14 protein-coding genes and 3 pseudogenes are annotated in these 17,376 nt (G+C 67.2%); 9 read left to right on the top strand and 8 right to left on the bottom strand.

Going from position 1 to position 17,376, the window contains the following annotated elements; genetic code table 11:
* The first annotated feature begins 52 nt into the window (after positions 1-52).
* Positions 53-1,990: an asparagine synthase (glutamine-hydrolyzing) gene (gene asnB / locus G6N15_RS21945; protein ID WP_083090110.1), complete on the top strand. Its 1,938-nt coding sequence runs from the start codon at positions 53-55 to the stop codon at positions 1,988-1,990.
* A 66-nt stretch (positions 1,991-2,056) separates the two neighbouring features.
* Here asnB and G6N15_RS21950 read toward each other — a convergent pair whose 3' ends face one another.
* The gene (locus G6N15_RS21950) at positions 2,057-3,031 is read right to left on the bottom strand and encodes a carbohydrate kinase family protein (protein ID WP_083090109.1); all 975 of its coding nucleotides are present in this window, start codon (positions 3,029-3,031) and stop codon (positions 2,057-2,059) included.
* A gap of 174 nt (positions 3,032-3,205) precedes the next feature.
* On the opposite strand from G6N15_RS21950, the gene G6N15_RS21955 reads away from it, so the two are divergent.
* Positions 3,206-3,871, top strand: a complete 666-nt coding sequence (locus G6N15_RS21955) for an Rv0361 family membrane protein (protein WP_083090106.1) — start codon at positions 3,206-3,208, stop codon at positions 3,869-3,871.
* Positions 3,872-3,881: 10 nt separating this feature from the next.
* Here the strand turns inward: G6N15_RS21955 and G6N15_RS21960 are convergent, their stop codons facing one another.
* Positions 3,882-4,238: a HesB/IscA family protein gene (locus G6N15_RS21960; protein ID WP_083090105.1), complete on the bottom strand. Its 357-nt coding sequence runs from the start codon at positions 4,236-4,238 to the stop codon at positions 3,882-3,884.
* 69 nt (positions 4,239-4,307) lie between these two features.
* Positions 4,308-5,384, bottom strand: a complete 1,077-nt coding sequence (locus G6N15_RS21965; protein WP_163748370.1) for a glycerate kinase family protein — start codon at positions 5,382-5,384, stop codon at positions 4,308-4,310.
* 141 nt (positions 5,385-5,525) lie between these two features.
* Here G6N15_RS21965 and G6N15_RS21970 point away from each other — a divergent pair, with 141 nt between their 5' ends.
* Genes G6N15_RS21970 through G6N15_RS21985 form a run of 4 tightly spaced genes read left to right on the top strand, consistent with a single transcriptional unit; the run spans position 5,526 to position 8,542 of the window.
* The gene (locus tag G6N15_RS21970) at positions 5,526-6,197 is read left to right on the top strand and encodes a DUF3043 domain-containing protein (protein WP_083090082.1); all 672 of its coding nucleotides are present in this window, start codon (positions 5,526-5,528) and stop codon (positions 6,195-6,197) included.
* A 28-nt stretch (positions 6,198-6,225) separates the two neighbouring features.
* Positions 6,226-6,762 (top strand): bifunctional adenosylcobinamide kinase/adenosylcobinamide-phosphate guanylyltransferase, encoded by a 537-nt coding sequence (locus G6N15_RS21975; protein ID WP_083090083.1) that lies wholly within the window; start codon positions 6,226-6,228, stop codon positions 6,760-6,762.
* On the top strand, positions 6,759-7,820 hold the full coding sequence (cobT, locus tag G6N15_RS21980; RefSeq protein WP_083090084.1) for a nicotinate-nucleotide--dimethylbenzimidazole phosphoribosyltransferase: 1,062 nt from the start codon (positions 6,759-6,761) through the stop codon (positions 7,818-7,820). The genes G6N15_RS21975 and cobT overlap by 4 nt, the downstream gene beginning before the upstream one ends.
* Positions 7,817-8,542, top strand: a complete 726-nt coding sequence (locus G6N15_RS21985) for an adenosylcobinamide-GDP ribazoletransferase (RefSeq protein ID WP_083090085.1) — start codon at positions 7,817-7,819, stop codon at positions 8,540-8,542. Before cobT ends, G6N15_RS21985 begins: the two co-directional genes overlap by 4 nt.
* A gap of 67 nt (positions 8,543-8,609) precedes the next feature.
* Here the strand turns inward: G6N15_RS21985 and G6N15_RS21990 are convergent, their stop codons facing one another.
* Both G6N15_RS21990 and gcvT read right to left on the bottom strand, forming a co-directional pair.
* A complete protein-coding gene (locus tag G6N15_RS21990; protein ID WP_083090086.1) occupies positions 8,610-9,716 on the bottom strand; it encodes a branched-chain amino acid aminotransferase in 1,107 nt (368 codons plus the stop codon).
* Positions 9,717-9,739: 23 nt separating this feature from the next.
* The gene (gene gcvT / locus G6N15_RS21995) at positions 9,740-10,837 is read right to left on the bottom strand and encodes a glycine cleavage system aminomethyltransferase GcvT (protein WP_083090087.1); all 1,098 of its coding nucleotides are present in this window, start codon (positions 10,835-10,837) and stop codon (positions 9,740-9,742) included.
* A gap of 39 nt (positions 10,838-10,876) precedes the next feature.
* Between gcvT and G6N15_RS22000 the strand changes: the two genes are divergently transcribed.
* Together G6N15_RS22000 and G6N15_RS22005 are read left to right on the top strand one after the other, a co-directional pair.
* Positions 10,877-12,412 (top strand): leucyl aminopeptidase, encoded by a 1,536-nt coding sequence (locus tag G6N15_RS22000; RefSeq protein WP_083090088.1) that lies wholly within the window; start codon positions 10,877-10,879, stop codon positions 12,410-12,412.
* A gap of 172 nt (positions 12,413-12,584) precedes the next feature.
* A pseudogene (locus G6N15_RS22005) lies at positions 12,585-12,773 on the top strand (DMT family transporter); the annotation flags it as partial.
* Between the two features lie 3 nt (positions 12,774-12,776).
* Here G6N15_RS22005 and G6N15_RS23415 read toward each other — a convergent pair.
* Positions 12,777-13,928, bottom strand: a pseudogene (locus G6N15_RS23415) (IS30 family transposase).
* Positions 13,901-14,158 (bottom strand): hypothetical protein, encoded by a 258-nt coding sequence (locus G6N15_RS23420; protein WP_163748060.1) that lies wholly within the window; start codon positions 14,156-14,158, stop codon positions 13,901-13,903. Before G6N15_RS23420 ends, G6N15_RS23415 begins: the two are co-directional and overlap by 28 nt.
* Positions 14,159-14,198: 40 nt before the next feature.
* Between G6N15_RS23420 and G6N15_RS22020 the strand changes: the two are divergent.
* A pseudogene (locus G6N15_RS22020) lies at positions 14,199-14,933 on the top strand (DMT family transporter); the annotation flags it as partial.
* Here the strand turns inward: G6N15_RS22020 and G6N15_RS22025 are convergent.
* A complete protein-coding gene (locus tag G6N15_RS22025; protein WP_083088450.1) occupies positions 14,930-17,287 on the bottom strand; it encodes an MMPL family transporter in 2,358 nt (785 codons plus the stop codon). The pseudogene G6N15_RS22020 and the gene G6N15_RS22025 sit on opposite strands and share 4 nt — an antisense overlap.
* Positions 17,288-17,376: the final 89 nt, after the last annotated feature.

Genomic DNA, 17,376 nt, shown 5'->3' on the forward strand with positions numbered 1-17,376 from the left:
GATCACGAGACGCGACGCCGACGAGCGCCGACTTGCGGCATACTGGGGCGCCGTGTGTGGACTGCTGGCCTTCGTCGGTGCCGCCGCCGGCAGTGCGAGCGGTGCAGCCGGCGCCGTGGCCGAGGCGTCCCACCTGATGCGTCACCGCGGCCCCGACGAGCCCGGGACGTGGACCGACCCTGACGGGTCTGTCGTCTTCGGCTTCAACCGGCTGTCCATCATCGATATCGCGCATTCGCATCAGCCGCTGCGGTGGGGGCCGCCGGAGTCGCCCGATCGGTATGTGCTGGTGTTCAACGGCGAGATCTACAACTACCTCGAGCTGCGCGCGGAACTCGCTGCCAGCTATGGCGCCGTGTTCGCCACCGACGGCGACGGCGAAGCGATCATCGCGGCCTACCACCACTGGGGCGTCGACGCACTGGCGCGGTTGCGAGGCATGTTCGCCTTCGCGCTCTGGGACACCGTTAGCCGCGAGTTGTTCTGCGCCCGCGACCGTTTTGGCATCAAGCCGCTGTTCATGGCAAGCGGCACCGGCGGCACCGCGGTGGCCAGCGAAAAAAAGTGCCTGCTGGATTTGGCTGACCTGATCGGGTTCAACACCGGCATCGACCAGCGGGCCGTCCAGCACTACACCGTGCTGCAGTATGTGCCCGAGCCGGAGACATTGACCCGCGGCGTGCGCCGCCTGGAATCGGGGTGCTACGCCCGCATCCGCCCAGGCCAACCCGAACCGGAGGTCACCCGTTACTTCGTGCCCCGGTTCAACCCCGAACCGATCACCGGCGACACCGAACAGGCCCGCTACGACGAGATCACCGCGGTCCTCGAGGACTCGGTGGCCAAGCACATGCGCGCCGACGTCACCGTCGGCGCGTTCTTGTCGGGCGGCATCGACTCGACGGCGATCGCGGCCCTGGCCATCCGCCACAACCCGCGGCTGATCACCTTCACCACCGGTTTCGAGCGCGAAGGGTTCTCCGAGATCGACGTCGCCGTGGCTTCGGCCGAAGCGATCGGGGCGCGGCACGTGGCGAAGGTGGTCAGTCCCAGCGAGTTTGTGGCCGCATTGCCCGAGATCGTCTGGTACCTCGATGAACCCGTGGCCGATCCGGCGCTGGTGCCGCTGTTCTTCGTCGCCCGCGAAGCGCGCAAGCATGTGAAGGTGGTGCTCTCCGGCGAGGGCGCCGACGAGCTGTTCGGCGGCTACACGATCTATCGGGAACCGCTGTCGCTCAAGCCATTCGACTACCTGCCGCGACCGCTGCGGCGCTCGATGGGCAAGGTGTCCAGGCCGCTGCCGGAGGGCATGCGCGGCAAGAGCTTGCTGCACCGCGGATCGTTGACGCTCGAGGAGCGCTACTACGGCAATGCCCGCAGCTTCTCCGACGAGCAACTGCGGGCGGTGCTGCGCGACTTCCGCCCGGAGTGGACCCACACTGACGTCACCGCCTCGCTGTACGCGGAGTCCACGGAATGGGACCCCGTGGCCCGCATGCAGCACATCGATTTGTTCACCTGGTTGCGCGGCGACATCTTGGTCAAGGCCGACAAGATGACGATGGCAAACTCGCTGGAGCTGCGGGTGCCGTTTTTGGACCCCGAGGTGTTCGCCGTCGCTGCGCGGCTACCGGTGCAGGCCAAGATCACCCGGACCACCACGAAATACGCGCTGCGGCGTGCGCTGGAGCCGATCGTGCCGGCCCATGTGCTCAACCGCCCCAAACTGGGCTTCCCGGTGCCGATCCGGCATTGGCTGCGCGCCGGCGAACTGCTGGAGTGGGCCTACGCGATCGTGGACTCTTCGCAGGCCGACCAGCTCGTCGACATTGCTTCGGTGCGCCGGATGCTCGACGAACACCGATGCGGCACAAGCGATCACGGTCGCCGGCTGTGGACGGTGCTGATTTTCATGCTGTGGCACGCGATTTTCGTCGAGCACAGCGTGGTGCCGCAGATCAAAGAACCCCACTACCCGGTGCAGTTGTAGCGCGAGCAGACGCAAAAGCGCCCTATTCCAAGCAATTTCGGGTGCTTTTGCGTCTGTTCGGCGCAATCAAACCAGCGCAGCGGCGATCTCCCGGGCGGCGCCGCCGCCGTAGGCGCCGGCCAGCCGTGTCACGGCGACGTCGCGATCCCACTCCCACTCCTGGGTGCCAGTGGACTCCAGCACCAGCACCGCAACCAGTGAGCCCAGTTGCGCCGAACGTTCCAGGCTCAGCCCGGCGCTGCGGCCGGTGAGGAAGCCGGCCCGAAACGCATCACCCACGCCGGTGGGATCGACCTGGCTCGTTTCGGGAACCACGTCGACGTGGATCACCCCGCCGTCCGGGTCGACCAGGTCGACCCCCTTGGCGCCCAGCGTGGTCACCCGAAGCGCCACCTGGGCCATCACGTCAGCTTCGGTCCAGCCGGTCTTCGACAACAGCAGGTCCCACTCGTAGTCGTTGGTGAACAGGTAGGTGGCCCCGTTGATCAGCCGGCGGATCTCCTCGCCACTCAACCGCGCCAGCTGCTGAGACGGGTCCGCGGCGAAGGCCAGACCGAGTTTGCGGCACTCTTCGGTGTGCAAGAACATCGCGTCCGGGTCGTTGGCTCCGATAATGACCAGCTCAGGGGTGCCGATCGCCGACACCACGTCGGCCAGGGAGATGTCACGCGCCTGCGACATCGCGCCCGGATAGAACGACGCGATCTGGGCCATCTCCCGGTCGGTGGTGCAGACGAAACGCGCGGTGTGTGCCGTCGTCGAGATCAGTACGTGGTCGCAGTTGACGCCGTGCGCCTGCAACCAGTCGCGATAGTCCGCGAAGTCGTCGCCGGCCGCACCGACCAGCGCGACGTCCCCACCCAGCACGCCGATGGCGTAGGCCATGTTTCCGCCCACCCCGCCGCGGTGGATCACCAGGTCGTCAACCAGGAAGCTCAGCGACACTTTCTGCAGGTGCTCAGCGAGCAGCTGCTCGGAGAACCGGCCCGGAAACCGCATCAGATGGTCGGTTGCAATCGAACCGGTCACCGCAATCGTCACGAAGAATCCACCCTTCATTTTCTAAGCTCGTCTAGCTAAGACTACTCAGGCTAGCGGCCACCAGGACGTCCCGGCCAGCGGCCAGGCGTGCGCTAGCCTGCCAAGGGAGCTCACCGGAACCTGAACGCTGTGGGCGACACTCGTCGCCCCGTCACGACGGTAGGAGAACCATCGATGGCCGGTCCGCATTCGCCGAACCATGGAGTCGGCGCCGAAGGACCGCCCTACACGGAACCCCACCCCAGCCAGCCGATCCCCCCGCAGCCGGCCTACGCCGGCCCGCGGCCCGGCGATGCAGCGCCTCCGTCGGCCGCCTACCCGGGCGGGTTGCCGCCGCCGGTGCCCTACCCCAGACGACAGCGCCGCCGCTGGGTCATTGGCGGTGCCGTGGCGTTGGCGCTGATCGCGGCGATGGCGGCCGCTATCGCGTTCGGGACGCACGAGAATCGGTCCACTGCCGGCGGAGTCTTATCCGAGGGCACGGCCAAGACGGCGATCCAGGGCTATTTGGATGCGCTGGAGAACCGCGACATCGACACCATCGCGCGCAACACGTTGTGCGGCATCTATGACGCGGTGCGGGATCGTCGCTCCGACCAGGCACTGGCCAAACTCAGCAGCGACGCATTCCGCAAGCAGTTCTCCCAGGCCGAGGTGACCTCGATCGACAAGATCGTCTACTGGTCGAACTACCAGGCCCAGGTGCTGTTCACCATGCGGGTCAAGCCAGCAACCGGCGGGCCCGCACGCGACAAGGTGCAGGGACTCGCGCAGCTACTGTTCCAGCACGGTCAGGTGCTGGTGTGTTCCTACGTGCTGCGAACGGCCGGCAGCTACTAGCCGCGGCGCCTCAGTTGAACGAGTCGCCGCAGGCGCACGACCCCGTGGCGTTGGGGTTGTCGATAGTGAAGCCCTGCTTCTCGATGGTGTCGACGAAGTCGATCGATGCACCTTGCAGGTATGGCGCGCTCATCCGGTCCACGGTCAACGTGACGCCGCCGAACTCCGCGGTCAGGTCACCGTCGAGTGTGCGGTCGTCGAAAAACAGGTTGTAGCGCAGGCCTGCGCAGCCCCCCGGCTGGACCGCAATGCGCAGCGTCAGGTCGTCGCGTCCTTCCTGGTCCAGCAGTGACTTCGCCTTGGCGGCAGCGGCCTCGGTCAAGATCACGCCGTGGGTCTTGGCGGTCGACTCGCCCTGAACGGTCATTGCTTCTCCCCTGTATGCCTTATCGCTCGATGGGCCGCTGCGGTCTGATGCCGACTGCAACCCACTTACTCAAAGGTACCTTGTCGGGGCGCTATTCCCGAGTCGCGCCGCCGCCGCGCTCGCCAGACCCATGAGCTGATTCGCGGCGTCGACCAGCGCCAGCCGCACCGAACCCGCGTAGTCGGCCACCGCGAATGCGGCCAAAATGCCCGCTGACTTCAATGCAAGACCGTCCAGACAGACCTGACCGGCCAGCACCAGCACCGGCACCTGACGGCCGCGCGCCGCGGTGGCCAGCGCACCCACCACCTTGCCGCGCAACGACTGCTCGTCGAACCGGCCTTCACCCGTGACGACGAGATCGGCGGCGGCGATGTCGTCGGCCAGGCGGGTGTGCTCGGCGACGATGGCCGCCCCGGACTGCCGCCGGCCACCCAGGGCGAGCAGCGCGGCACCGATGCCGCCGGCAGCGCCCGCCCCCGATTCCGCGCTGACCTGACGCCCGGCGGCCGCGTCGAGTTCGTCGGCCCACTCGGCAAGACGCCCTTCGAGCGCCGCCACGGTGGCCGCGTCGGCACCCTTCTGCGGCCCGAACACCCGCGCGGCACCCCAGGGCCCCAACAGCGGGTGCTCGACGTCGGAAGCGGCGATCAGCTCCACGCCCGCCAGGCGACGGCGGGCGGCGACCAGCCCCCCGAGCTCCTCGACGAGCCCCCGCCCGCCGTCGGTGCTCGCGCTGCCGCCCAAGCCCACGACGATCCGCGTCGCTCCGGCGCCCAGCGCGGCCTCGATGAGCTGGCCGACTCCCCGGCTGTGGGCCGCCCACGCTGTCTGCCGCGTCGGCGGACCGCCGAGCAGAGCCAAACCGCACGCCTGCGCGCTTTCCAGGTATGCCGTCGCCGACTCGGCATCGAACACCCAGTCGGCGTCGGACTCGACGTCCAGCGGACCGCACACGCGGACTCGGCGCAGCTCCCCTACGCGGCCGGCCAGCACCGCCACGAAGCCCGGCCCGCCGTCGGACTGCGGTGCGATGGTGAGGTGATCGGCGGGGCGCACGCGGCTCCAGCCGGTAGCGATGGCAGCAGCAGCCTGCACCGCGGTCAGCGTCTCGCCGAAGGAGTCCGGGGCAATCAGCAGCCGCAGAGGAGGCACCTCGGCTTCTGCAGGCGCGCTCCCCCGCACGCCGGCGCCGGTGCCACTCATTGAGCAAGCGTATGGCCGGGTCCATGACCGCGCATGACAGGCCGATGCCGACCGGGCAACCCACGAAGTAACCTGGCCTCTGTGAAGCTGCTGGGCCGGAAGAAAGACAGCGACGACGCTTCGGCGGAAACCGAATCGGCGGTGACCAGCGATGTCGCTACTGACGCACCCGGTCGTTCCCGGACCACCGCGCCGAAGGGGCGGCCCACGCCCAAGCGCGACAGCGCCCGGCGCCGGGGCCCGGTCGCACCGGCCCCGATGACCGCTGCGGAGGCCCGGGCCCGGCGTAAGGCGATGGCCGGGGCCAAGCTCAGCCCCGAGGAACGACGGGTTGAAAAGGCCGCACGGCGGGCTGCGATGACGGAGCGGCGCGAGCGGATGATGGCGGGCGAAGAGGCCTACTTGCTGCCCCGGGACCGGGGGCCAATCCGCCGGTACGTCCGCGACATCGTGGACGCCCGCCGCAACGTGCTCGGCCTGTTCATGCCGGCCACCCTGGGCCTGCTGTTCATCATGTTCGGCGTGCCGCAGCTGCAGATGTACATGTCGCCGGCGATGATGCTGCTGATGGTCGTCATGGCGATCGACGGGCTCATCTTGGGCCGCAAAGTCGCCAACCGGGTCGACGAGAAGTTCCCGGGCAACACCGAAAGCCGGTGGAAGCTCGGCTGGTACGCGTTCGGCCGCGCCTCGCAGCTGCGCCGAATGCGGGCTCCCCGGCCTCAGGTCAGTCACGGCAGCCGTGTTGATTAGCTCTCGCCGGAAAGCTCCCTGACCTACGGTGCGGACGCTGGTGCTCGGCGGAATCAGGTCGGGTAAGTCCCGGTGGGCAGAGGCGGCCATCGCCGAGTCCGTGCCACCGGACCAACCGGTGTGCTACGTGGCTACCGGCTCGGCCTTCGACGGCGACGAAGACTGGTCGCGACGGGTCGCCGAGCATCGCCGCCGTCGGCCCGCACACTGGTCGACGGTCGAAACAGATGACATCGCAACGCAATTGCGACAGTCACCGAACACTCCGACTCTGGTCGACGATATCGGCGGCTGGCTGGCCGCCACACTGGATCGCGAGCAGGCCTGGGACGCCGGATCGGTGGCAGTCGACGTCGAAGAGGTGATCGCCGCAGTGCGCGCGTTTCATGGGCCGCTGGTATTGGTCAGCCCGGAGGTCGGGTTGACCGTGGTGCCGGCAACCGCGTCGGGCCGTCGCTTCGCCGACGAGCTGGGCGGGCTCAACCAGCGGCTGGCCGCGCTGTGCGAGCGGGTGGTGTTAGTGGTGGCCGGACAGCCCGTGCCGATCAAGGTGGCGACGCGATGACGTTCCCCGCGGTGCCGCCCCTAGACGCCGAGGCTGCCGCTGCCGCGCGCGCTCGCCAGGACACGCTGACCAAGCCGCCGGGCTCGCTGGGCCGCCTGGAAGATCTGTCGGTGTGGGTCGCATCGTGCCAAGGTGTTTGCCCGCCAGGGCAATTCGAGCGAGCGCGGATCGTGGTGTTCGCCGGCGACCACGGCGTTGCAGCGTCCGGGGTTTCGGCCTACCCGCCGCAGGTGACCGCCCAGATGGTGGCCAACATCGACGCGGGCGGGGCGGCGATCAACGCGGTGGCCGAGGTTGCCCGCGCGACAGTGCGCGTCGTCGACCTGGCCGTTGACGCGGACGCGCTCTCGGACCGGATCGGCGCATACAAGGTCCGGCGTGGCAGCGGCAATATCGCGGAGCAGGATGCGCTGAGCGACGAGGAGGCCCTCGCCGCAGTCGAAGCTGGCCGCCGGATCGCCGACGAGGAGGTCGACGCCGGCGCCGACCTGCTGATCGCCGGGGATATGGGTATCGGAAACAGCACTCCGGCAACGGTTTTGGTGGCCGCAGTAACCGGTGCTGAGCCGGTTGCGGTGGTGGGCTACGGGACCGGAATCGACGACGCCGGCTGGGCACGTAAGACGGCTGCCGTGCGCGACGCCCTGTTCCGGGCTCGGTCGGTGCTCTTGGACCCGATCGGGCTGCTGCGGTGTTGCGGGGGCGCGGATCTCGGGGCGATCGCCGGCTTCTGTGCGCAGGCCGCGGTGCGGCGCACGCCCTTACTTCTCGACGGCCTGGCGGTGACGGCTGCGGCTCTGCTCGCCGAGCGCCTGGCGCCGGGTGCGCGGCTGTGGTGGCAGGCCGGTCACCGCTCTACGGAACCGGCGCACGCGCTCGCGTTGGCGCAGCTTGGGCTTGACCCGATCCTGGACCTGCAGATGCGGCTCGGGGAGGGCACCGGCGCGGCGGTCGCGCTGCCGGTGCTGCGAGCCGCAGTGGCCACGTTGACGTCGATGGCCACTTTCTCCGCGGCCGGTGTCGCGACCCAGGCTGACACTCTCGACGAGATAACGTGATCCGTTCGCTGGCAACAGCTTTCGCATTCGGGACGGTCCTGCCGGGCATGGGTGACCGCCCGCTGGGCCGTGGCACCATGACCGCGTTGCCAGTCGTGGGAGCGATGCTCGGGGTGCTGGCCGCGGTGGTGGCATGGCTCGGCGCACTGGCGTTCGGTTCCGGCAGCCCGCTGGCCGGATTCCTCGCAGTGGCTGTCCTTCTGGCCGCAACCCGGGGCCTACACATCGACGGCGTGGCCGATACCGCCGACGGGCTCGGCTGCTACGGGCCTTCCCCGCGGGCGCTCGAGGTGATGCGCGACGGATCGACAGGACCGTTCGGGGTGGCGGCCGTCGTGCTCGTGATAATCCTTCAGGGCCTTGGTTTTTCGGTTCTGAGCCCGGCCGCGATCGTGGTGGCGGTGTGCGTGGGCCGGATCGCTGCGGTGCTGGCCTGCCGCCGGTCGGTGCCCGCGGCCCAGGGCAGCACGCTGGGTACGTACGTGGCCGGCACCCAGTCAGCGATCTCGGTTTGGGGGTGGGTGGCGGCCATCGTGGTGGCGTCGGTATGGGCCGGTTCGCAGCTGTGGCAGGGACCTGTCGCGGTGCTGGTGGCGCTGGGTTGCAGCGTCGCCCTGGTGGCGCACTGTGTGCAACGGTTCGGCGGCATCACCGGCGACGTACTGGGCGCGGCCATCGAGGCCACGACGACGGTGACCGCGGTGCTGCTGGCAGCGGTTTAGTTGCGTGAGCAGACGCAAAAGCACCTTAAGATTGCCAAGTCTGAAGGCTTTTGCGTCTGCTCGCGACCTAACCGAGTCGCGCCATCCAGCCGTGGGTGTCGGCGAAGGTTCCGCGCTGGATTCCGGTGAGGGTGTCGCGCAAAGCCATTGTGACTTCGCCTGGTTCGCCGTCGGCGACGGTGAACTCGTTGTCGCCGTACTTCACATGCGAGATCGGGGTGATGACAGCAGCGGTGCCGCAGGCGAACACCTCGGTGATCTCGCCGGCAGCGGTCTTCTTCTGCCACTCGTCGATGTCGATCTTGCGTTCCTCGACGGCGATGCCCGCGTCAGTAGCCAACTGCAGCAACGAATCCCGGGTGATGCCCGGCAGCAGTGAGCCGGACAGCTCCGGTGTGACCAGCCGAGCCGAAGCGCCGCTGCCGAACACGAAGAACAGGTTCATGCCGCCCATCTCTTCGATGTAGCGGCGTTCGACCGCGTCGAGCCACACCACTTGCTCGCAACCCATTTCGGCTGCCTGAGCCTGAGCCACCAACGAGGCCGCGTAGTTGCCCCCGAACTTCGCTGCACCGGTGCCGCCCGGCGCGGCCCGCACGTATTCGGTGGACACCCAGACGGTGACGGGCTTAATGCCATGCTTGAAGTACGCGCCGGCCGGCGAGGCCATCACCAGGTATCGGTACTGTTTGGCGGGCCGAACTCCCAATCCCGGCTCCGTGGCGAAGACGAATGGCCGCAGATACAAGGACTCCTCGCCGCCGGCCCGCGGCACCCAGGCTTGGTCGACGGCGATCAGCTGGCGCAACGACTCGATGAACAGCTCGTCAGGCAGTTCCGGGATCGCGATGCGCCGCGCCGACGATCGCATCCGAGCGGCGTTGGCATCAGCGCGAAAAGAGACGATCGACCCGTCGGCCCAGCGATAGGCTTTCAAGCCCTCAAAGACTTCCTGCGCGTAGTGCAAAACGATCGCCGAGGGATCGAGTTCGATCGGCCCATAAGGGATGACCCGCGCGTCGTGCCAACCCCGGCCCTCGGCGTAGTCGATGGACACCATGTGGTCGGTGTGGTACTTGCCGAAACCGGGATCGCGCAGAACCGATTCGCGTACCTCGTCAGGTGTCGGGTTTGCGGTGGGCGAAACCGTGAACTCGAGAAGGCCGCTGCTCATCCTGCGATTGTATCTGCGCGTGTCTAGCGGGTTTTTGGTTGGACGAACGGCGGTCGCACCACTTCGCATTCCAGCGCGCGGCCCCGGACGTCGACGGTGACATGCTGACCGTCCTCGATGCCCGCGTCGGTGTCGATCAGCGCCAGCGCGATGCCGGCTTTCAATGTCGGAGAAAACGTTCCGGATGTGGTGATCCCGATTTTGGTGTCGCCGTCGAGCACTGCCAGGTCGGGCCGCAGTACACCGCGGCCCACCGCGCGCAGTCCGCGCAGCAGCCGCCGCGGCCCGGAGGCCTTCTCGGCCAGCAGCGCATCGCGCCCGAAGAACGCTTCCTTCTTCCAGCCGATTGCCCAACCACAGCGAGCCTGCAGCGGCGAGATGTCGGCCGACAGCTCATGCCCGTGCAGCGGGTAACCCATCTCGGTGCGCAGCGTGTCGCGGGCGCCAAGCCCGGCCGGCTGCCCGCCCGCACGGGTCACCGCGGCCAACAAAGCGTCGAAGACCACACGGGCGGATTCCCAGGGCGGCAATAACTCGTAGCCGTGTTCGCCGGTGTAGCCGCTGCGGCAGACGCGTACGGGCACGCCGGAAAACGAGGCATCGGCATAGGCCATGTACTCCATCCCGGTCGGGAGCTTCAGTTCGTCGAGCACCTCGGCGGAACGAGGTCCCTGCACGGCGAGCACTGCATAGGAGCGGTGCTCGTTGACGATCTCGAGCTCGGCCGGTGCGGCCGCCGCAAGCGCGGCGACCACCGCGACGGTGTTGGCGGCATTGGGCACGAGGAAGATCTCGTCGTCGGCGACGTAGTAGGCGATCAGGTCGTCGATGACGCCACCGGACTCGTTGCAGCACAAGGTGTATTGCGCTTTGCCCGGCCCGATGCGGCTCAGGTCGTTGGTGAGCGTCGAGTTGACGAATCGCGCCGCGCCCGGCCCGCGCACCGACGCCTTGCCCAGGTGGCTGACGTCGAACAAGCCGACGACGTTGCGGGTGGCGTTGTGCTCGCCGACCGTGCCGGCGTACGACACCGGCATCAGCCAGCCGCCGAACTCGGCAAAGCTGGCGCCCAACTCGCGGTGACGGTCTTCCAGCGGTCCGTGCTGCAGCTCATCGCTCACAAGACTCGACCCTAGTGCGCGGTGGTTAGGGTTATCGCCGTGAGCACATATACCGGTTACCAGTCGCCCTCTGTCACCGTTGCCACATCAGTGCCGAGTCGCGGCGGCGGCAAGGCGGTCCTGGTGGTTCCCGTGGTGTCGACCGGCAACGAGGATCGACCAGGCGCAACGGTCGCCGCGGCCGAACCATTCCTAGACGCCGATGCGATCGCAGAGATCGAAACGAGCCTGAGTGCGTTGGGCGCCAAAGGCAGCTCCGAGCAGGTGCACCGGCTGATAGCGCCGTCGTTGCCGGTGGGCAGTGTGCTGACTGTCGGGCTGGGCAAACCGCGCGACGAGTGGCCGGCCGACGTCGTTCGACGGGCCGCCGGGGCCGCCGCACGAGCACTCAACGGAGCCGAAGCGGTGATCACGACACTCTCGCAACTCGACGTCGGCGCCACCGTCGAAGGGCTGATCTTGGGCAGCTACCGGTTCACCGAGTTCCGCAGCGCAAAGACGGCACCCAAAGATCCCGGGCTGAGCAAAATTACGGTGCTGTCCACCGCTAAGGACGCCAAGAAGCAAGCCAGCCACGCCACGGCCGTCGCGACCGCCGTCGCCACCGCGCGCGACTTGGTCAACACCCCGCCCAGTCACCTCTACCCTGCCGAATTGGCCAACCGTGCAAAGGCTTTGGGTGAATCCGCCGGATTGGACGTCGAGGTGCTCGACGACAAAGCGCTGCAGAAGGCCGGCTACGGCGGGGTGATCGGTGTCGGTAAGGGATCGTCGCGGCTGCCACGAGTCGTACGCCTGATCCACCACGGGTCGCGGCTGGCCAAAAACGCTAAGCAGGCCAAGAAGGTTGCGTTGGTGGGCAAGGGGATCACCTTCGACACCGGCGGAATCTCGATCAAACCGGCCGCCAACATGCACTACATGACCTCCGACATGGGCGGCGCGGCGGCGGTCATCGCTACCGTGACGCTGGCCGCGCAGCTGGAGTTGCCGATCGACGTGATCGCGACGGTGCCGATGGCTGAGAACATGCCGTCAAGCACCGCGCAGCGCCCGGGCGATGTCTTGACCCACTACGGCGGCACCACCAGTGAAGTGCTCAACACCGACGCCGAGGGCCGGCTGATCCTGGCCGACGCCATTGTGCGGGCGTGCGAAGACAAACCGGACTATCTGATCGAGACGTCCACGCTGACCGGTGCGCAAGCGGTGGCGCTGGGCACCCGCACGCCCGGGGTGATGGGCAGCGACGAGTTACGCGACCGGGTGGCCGCGATCTCGCAGCACGTGGGCGAGAACGGCTGGCCGATGCCGCTGCCCGACGAACTCAAGGACGATTTGAAGTCGACGGTGGCCGACATCGCCAACGTCACCGGGCAGCGCTTCGCCGGGATGCTGGTGGCGGGGACTTATCTGCGGGAGTTCGTCGCCGACGGGGTGGCCTGGGCGCACATCGACGTCGCCACACCCGCCTACAACACCGGCAGCCCGTGGGGCTACACACCGAAGGGTGGCACCGGTGTGCCGATCCGCACGATGATCGCCGTCCTGGAGGACATCGCGCAGAACGGCTAGCGCAGGTCGACGTCGCCGGTTCTGTCGACAACATCGTCAGCCGACATTCCCACGGCACGAGCCCGTGTCCCACGCCTTACCTGGGCGGTTGCGTGCGGATGGTACGACTTGAAAAAGGGCAACCCGAAGTGGTTGCTCGCAACTGCTTTCGACACCGACGGAGATACCGCTCATGGCCAAGCTGGCTATCGCCGCTCTGCTCGCGCTGGGTTCCGCGCTGTGCGTCGCGATCGGCGACGTGGTCCAGCAACGTGCGGCGCGCCGGATCACCGAGGGGTCGGTGGGCCACGTTCGGCTGCTGGCGAAGCTGCTACGGGACCGACGGTGGCAGTGGGGCGCCGTGGTGCTGATAGCAAGCTTGGATTCACGCGGTCGCTGCAACAGATGCGGACGGGTCTGAGAGTAGCCGATCGAGTTCCTCGGCAGGGGTGCGCCAGTTGAAGCGTTTGCGGGGGCGGGCGTTGAGCTCGGCGGCGACGTTGTCGAGGATCCCGGGTCCGTGAAAGGACAGGTCGGTGCCTTTGGGGAAGTACTGGCGCAGCAAACCATTGGTGTTCTCATTGGTGCCGCGCTGCCAAGGGCTGTGCGGGTCGCAGAAGTAGATCGGCAACCCGGTGGCCTCGGTGATCTTGGTGTGCAAGGCCATCTCTTTGCCTTGGTCCCAGGTCAGCGAGCGACGCAAAACCTCGGGAATCTTCGGGATCGCCGCGCTCATCGCCTCAGCGACGGTGGCGGCGCTGCGGTCCTCGGATAGGTGCAGCAGCATCACGAACCCGGTGGTGCGTTCGACCAGGGTGCCGATTTGGGAGGCCTGGTTTTGGCCGATAATCAAGTCGCCCTCCCAATGCCCCGGGATCGCACGATCGTCGGCCTCAGCCGGGCGTTCACTGATGTTGATCATGTCCTTGATCCGGCCCCGAGTGTCGATTGTGCTGCGGCCCTGAGGTTTCCGTTGGGTCCGGCCGGTGCGCAGCGCGGCCTTGACCTGGCGGGCCAGTTCCCCCCGGGGCTGCACATACATGGCCTGATAGATCGTCTCGTGAGACACCCACATCTCCGGATCGTCGGGGAAATCTTCGCGCAGCCGGCCCGCGATCTGCTCGGGGCTGTGCCGCTGTTCCAAGCGTTGCACAACCTCGCCCAACAAGGCCGGGTTGGACTCCAGCTTGCGCGGCTTGGGCGAGCCGGGCCGCATCGACGACGTCTTGGCCGACCCGGGCCCGGTAGCCACAGCTGGTTGCTCCTCGAGCTTTTTCCCGGCTGATCGTCGAGGCGTCACGCTGTAACAGCCGCGCGATGTCGGCCTGGGGAAACCCGCCTCCAGCAACTCTTCGAGTCGGCACCGCTCGGTAAACGACAACAACCGCGACGCCGCGGCCGGCTCTAGATCAGCAACAACTGGTGTTCTGGGCACGTAGCCAGCCTGATCGACCCAGCGTCGCGCGGTGTGCTCCGACACGCAGGCACCCACCGCCGCCTGCGCCGGGGTCAACCCGACCGCAGCGCCTCCCAAAATACGTCCCTGACCTGCTGCGAATACCGGATGCCGTGGTGCTTGCTATTGGTCTGATATCCCGCGGCCTTGGCCCATTTTCGGCCTGTGGTACCCGCCACCCCCGCCACCGTGGCGGCCGCCGTCGGCGACAACCCCGATCCAACAGCCCTCCAAAACTCCTCCCGCACCAAAGCCGCCGACTCGACGCTCAGATGAACACCATGACCCCGAAACCCCGTCTGATAACCCATTCGGCCCCAACACCTCCCGATAAGGTGTTGCAGCGATCACTTGAGCCTGACAAGCATCGCGTTGCAGGCGGCCGCACTGGGCGTCGGTTCGGTGCTGCTGGTACAGCCACTGCTTACCCTTTCGGTGCTGTTCGCGCTGCCGATCAATGCCAGGTTGTCGAAACACCTTGTAGCCCGCCGAGAGTGGATTGCCGCCGGTCTACTGACCGCTGCGGTGATTGTGATCGTCACCGTCGGCAACCCGCAGGCCGGTCATTCCAGCGCGTCGCTGCATACCTGGGCCACCGTGACTGTTGTGTTGGGGCCTCTGCTGGTCGGATGCGTCGCTGCTGCGCGGATCCGAGGAGGTGCCGTGGCCGCGGTGCTGTTCGCGTTCGTCTCAGGTGCGCTTTGGGGTGTCTTCGCGGTACTCACCAAGGAAGTCGTCTATCGGCTCGGCAGTGGCGGATGGGCGGTGGTCCGGACACCTGAGCTGTATGCCTGCGTGCTGGTGGCACTGGGTGGTGTGGTGTGGAGCCAGGCGGCGTTTCGGGCCGGGCCCCTGACGGCGTCGATGCCGACCCTGCAGGTGTCGCAGCCGGTGGTCGGGGCACTGCTGGGTGTGGTCGTCTTGGGCGAGACGCTGAACACCGGTCGGGCCGGGCTGATCGCTCTGGTATTCGCCGTGCTGGTGATGGCGGCGGCCATCGTCGACCTTGCCCGCGACGAAGCCGTCGCGACCCGTGATCGAATCGACGAACAGCTGCGCGCCGAAAACGCCTTGTCGACGCGCTAACTGCTGTCCGTCACCGAGACAGCCGGCTCCTGATCATATCCCGCTGTGGGGTGCGACGCCTCAGCTGCCCAGCGACGGCGGCCCACCGCGACAGCCGCGGATTCACCAACCCCCAACCGGTCGTGCAGCCAGACCAACGGCTTGGGCGCCCACCAACTCCGGGGACCGACCAGGTGGATGAAAACCGGAACCAGGACCATTCGCACCAGGGTCGCGTCGACCAGCACGGCAAGGGTGAGGCCGAGACCAAGCATCCGCATGAATGACACCTGTGCGGGTATCAATGCGGCAAAAGAGATCGACATCACCAGCGCGGCGGCGGTGACCACCCGACCGATGCCGGCCAGGCCCAAAGCCGTGGCCTCATCGTTGTCGGCGCGCGCCTCGGCTGAATTCGGTCCGAACTCGCGGGCCGCCCCGGAGGCCACCCAATACTCGCGGATCCTCGAGACCAGAAACACCTCGTAATCCATGGACAGCCCGAAGGCGATGCAGAACAGCAACACCGGGATGTTGGCGTTCAACGTCCCATTCGGGGTGGTCCCCAGCGCGCCGAGGTGGCCGTCCTGGAAGATCCACACCATTGCCCCGAATGCCGCCGTCAGCGACAGCATGTTGCAGACCAGCGCCTGCAGCGGTATCACCGCACTGCCGGTGAGGAAGAACAGCAGCGTGAACGTGATGACGGCGATCAGCCCTAACACGGTCGGCAGGCGCTGGGTGATCGCGGCGACGTTGTCGCGGTTGATCTGCGCCAGGCCGGTCATCTGCACATTCCGCGCGGCCGGTCCGCCGACCTTGTGCAATCGGTCGAGTTGGGTGTCCGAGGCGTCCGAATACAGTGGCGCGGTGCTGCTGACGGTCAAAAACGCACTGTCGCTAGCAACGCCCGTCGGTCCGCCGGCCGGCCCCATCAGGTGTCCGGACACGAATGTTCCCATTGGTGCGCTCACGGCCGACACGTCGGGGACCCTGGATAGCTCGGCGGCGTAGCGCTCCACGTCGGCGGGGCTCACACCACGGGCGTCGGGGATCACGACGGTAACCGCGTTCCCTAACCCGTTGGCGAAATCGTTGTCCAACATGTCGGCCACTTGGCGGGCCGATGCCGATCGCGGCAGCACACGCTCATCCGGAAAACCCCACTTCACTCCCAGGAACGGCACGCCAAGCAGCAGCAGCAGCGCGACCACGGAAAGGCCGACCGGGACTGCGTGGCGCAACACGGACTTGGTCAACCGGTACCAGAAGTACATCGAGTTCACGGGCTTGTGCGCGTGGTCGCGGTTCCGTCTCAACCCGGGCAGGAGCCGGGCCGCTATCGGGCGCACATTCAACGCGTCCAGCCGGGGCCCCAGCGCCACGATCAACGCCGGCGTGACGACGATGGAGGCCAGCGCAACAATGACTGCCGTGGCCACAACGGTGTAGGCGGACGATTTCAAGAAGTACATCGGAAACACCAGCAACACCGCCATGGACAAGGCGACGGTGGTCGCAGAGAACAGAACGGTGCGCCCGGCGGTGGCCATGGTCCGAAACAGTGCCCGCTCGGGGTCGTTGCTCGTGGCCAGCTCCTCGCGGTAGCGGGTGATGATCAGCAATGTGTAGTCGATCGCTAACGCCAGACCCATGGCGATACTCAGGTCCAGCGCGTAGGTCGACACGTGGGTGGTAAAGCTGATCAGCCGTAACACCGACATGGTGCCGACGATGGCCAGCCCGCCGAGGGCAATCGGCAGCGCTGCCGCTACCAGGCCGCCGAAAACCCAGACCAGCACGGCGAAGCTCAGCGGAATCGCAATGGATTCCATCAACACCAAGTCGTGCTGGTTTTGCTGGTTGATCTGGGCGTAGGCCACAGCCATGCCACCGGCGCGCACGGTGACGCCGTCGCGGTCGTGTACCAGTTCAGCCGAAAGCGTCTTGGCGTACTTCTGCGCGTTGTCCTCGCCGCCTTTCAGGTCGGCCACGATCATCCCGGACTTGTTGTCCTTGCTGATCAGCTGCGCGGCGGCCTGCGGCGGCGACGTCCATGCCGAGGACACATTGGAGACCCACGGCGACCGTTTCAGGTGCGCGACGATGTCGGTGCCGACCCGGCGCGCCTGATCGCTGCGGGCGCCGGCGGGTGTGCTGAGCACGATCATCATCTTCTGATCGGTCTGGTCGAACTTGTCCCTGAGTAGTTCGGTCGCTCGCGCTGACTCCGACGTCGGGTCTTGGAAGCCGCCGGCCGACAGGCTGTTGACCACCGGGATGCCGAAAACCGCCGCCGCCAGCGCAAGAAAGACGGCGACCGCGATGATGCGTCGCGGCGCGGCAATGGCAAGTCGGGTGATTGCTCGCAGCACCTCGGCGTCCTTCCGCTGTCGACCCCGCCACCAACCGTGTACCCCATACCGGCTGCCTACCTGGCGCCGGGTTTTTCACCAGCAAAGAC

This window comes from Mycobacterium noviomagense, assembly GCF_010731635.1.
GTDB classification, from domain to species: Bacteria; Actinomycetota; Actinomycetes; order Mycobacteriales; family Mycobacteriaceae; genus Mycobacterium; species Mycobacterium noviomagense.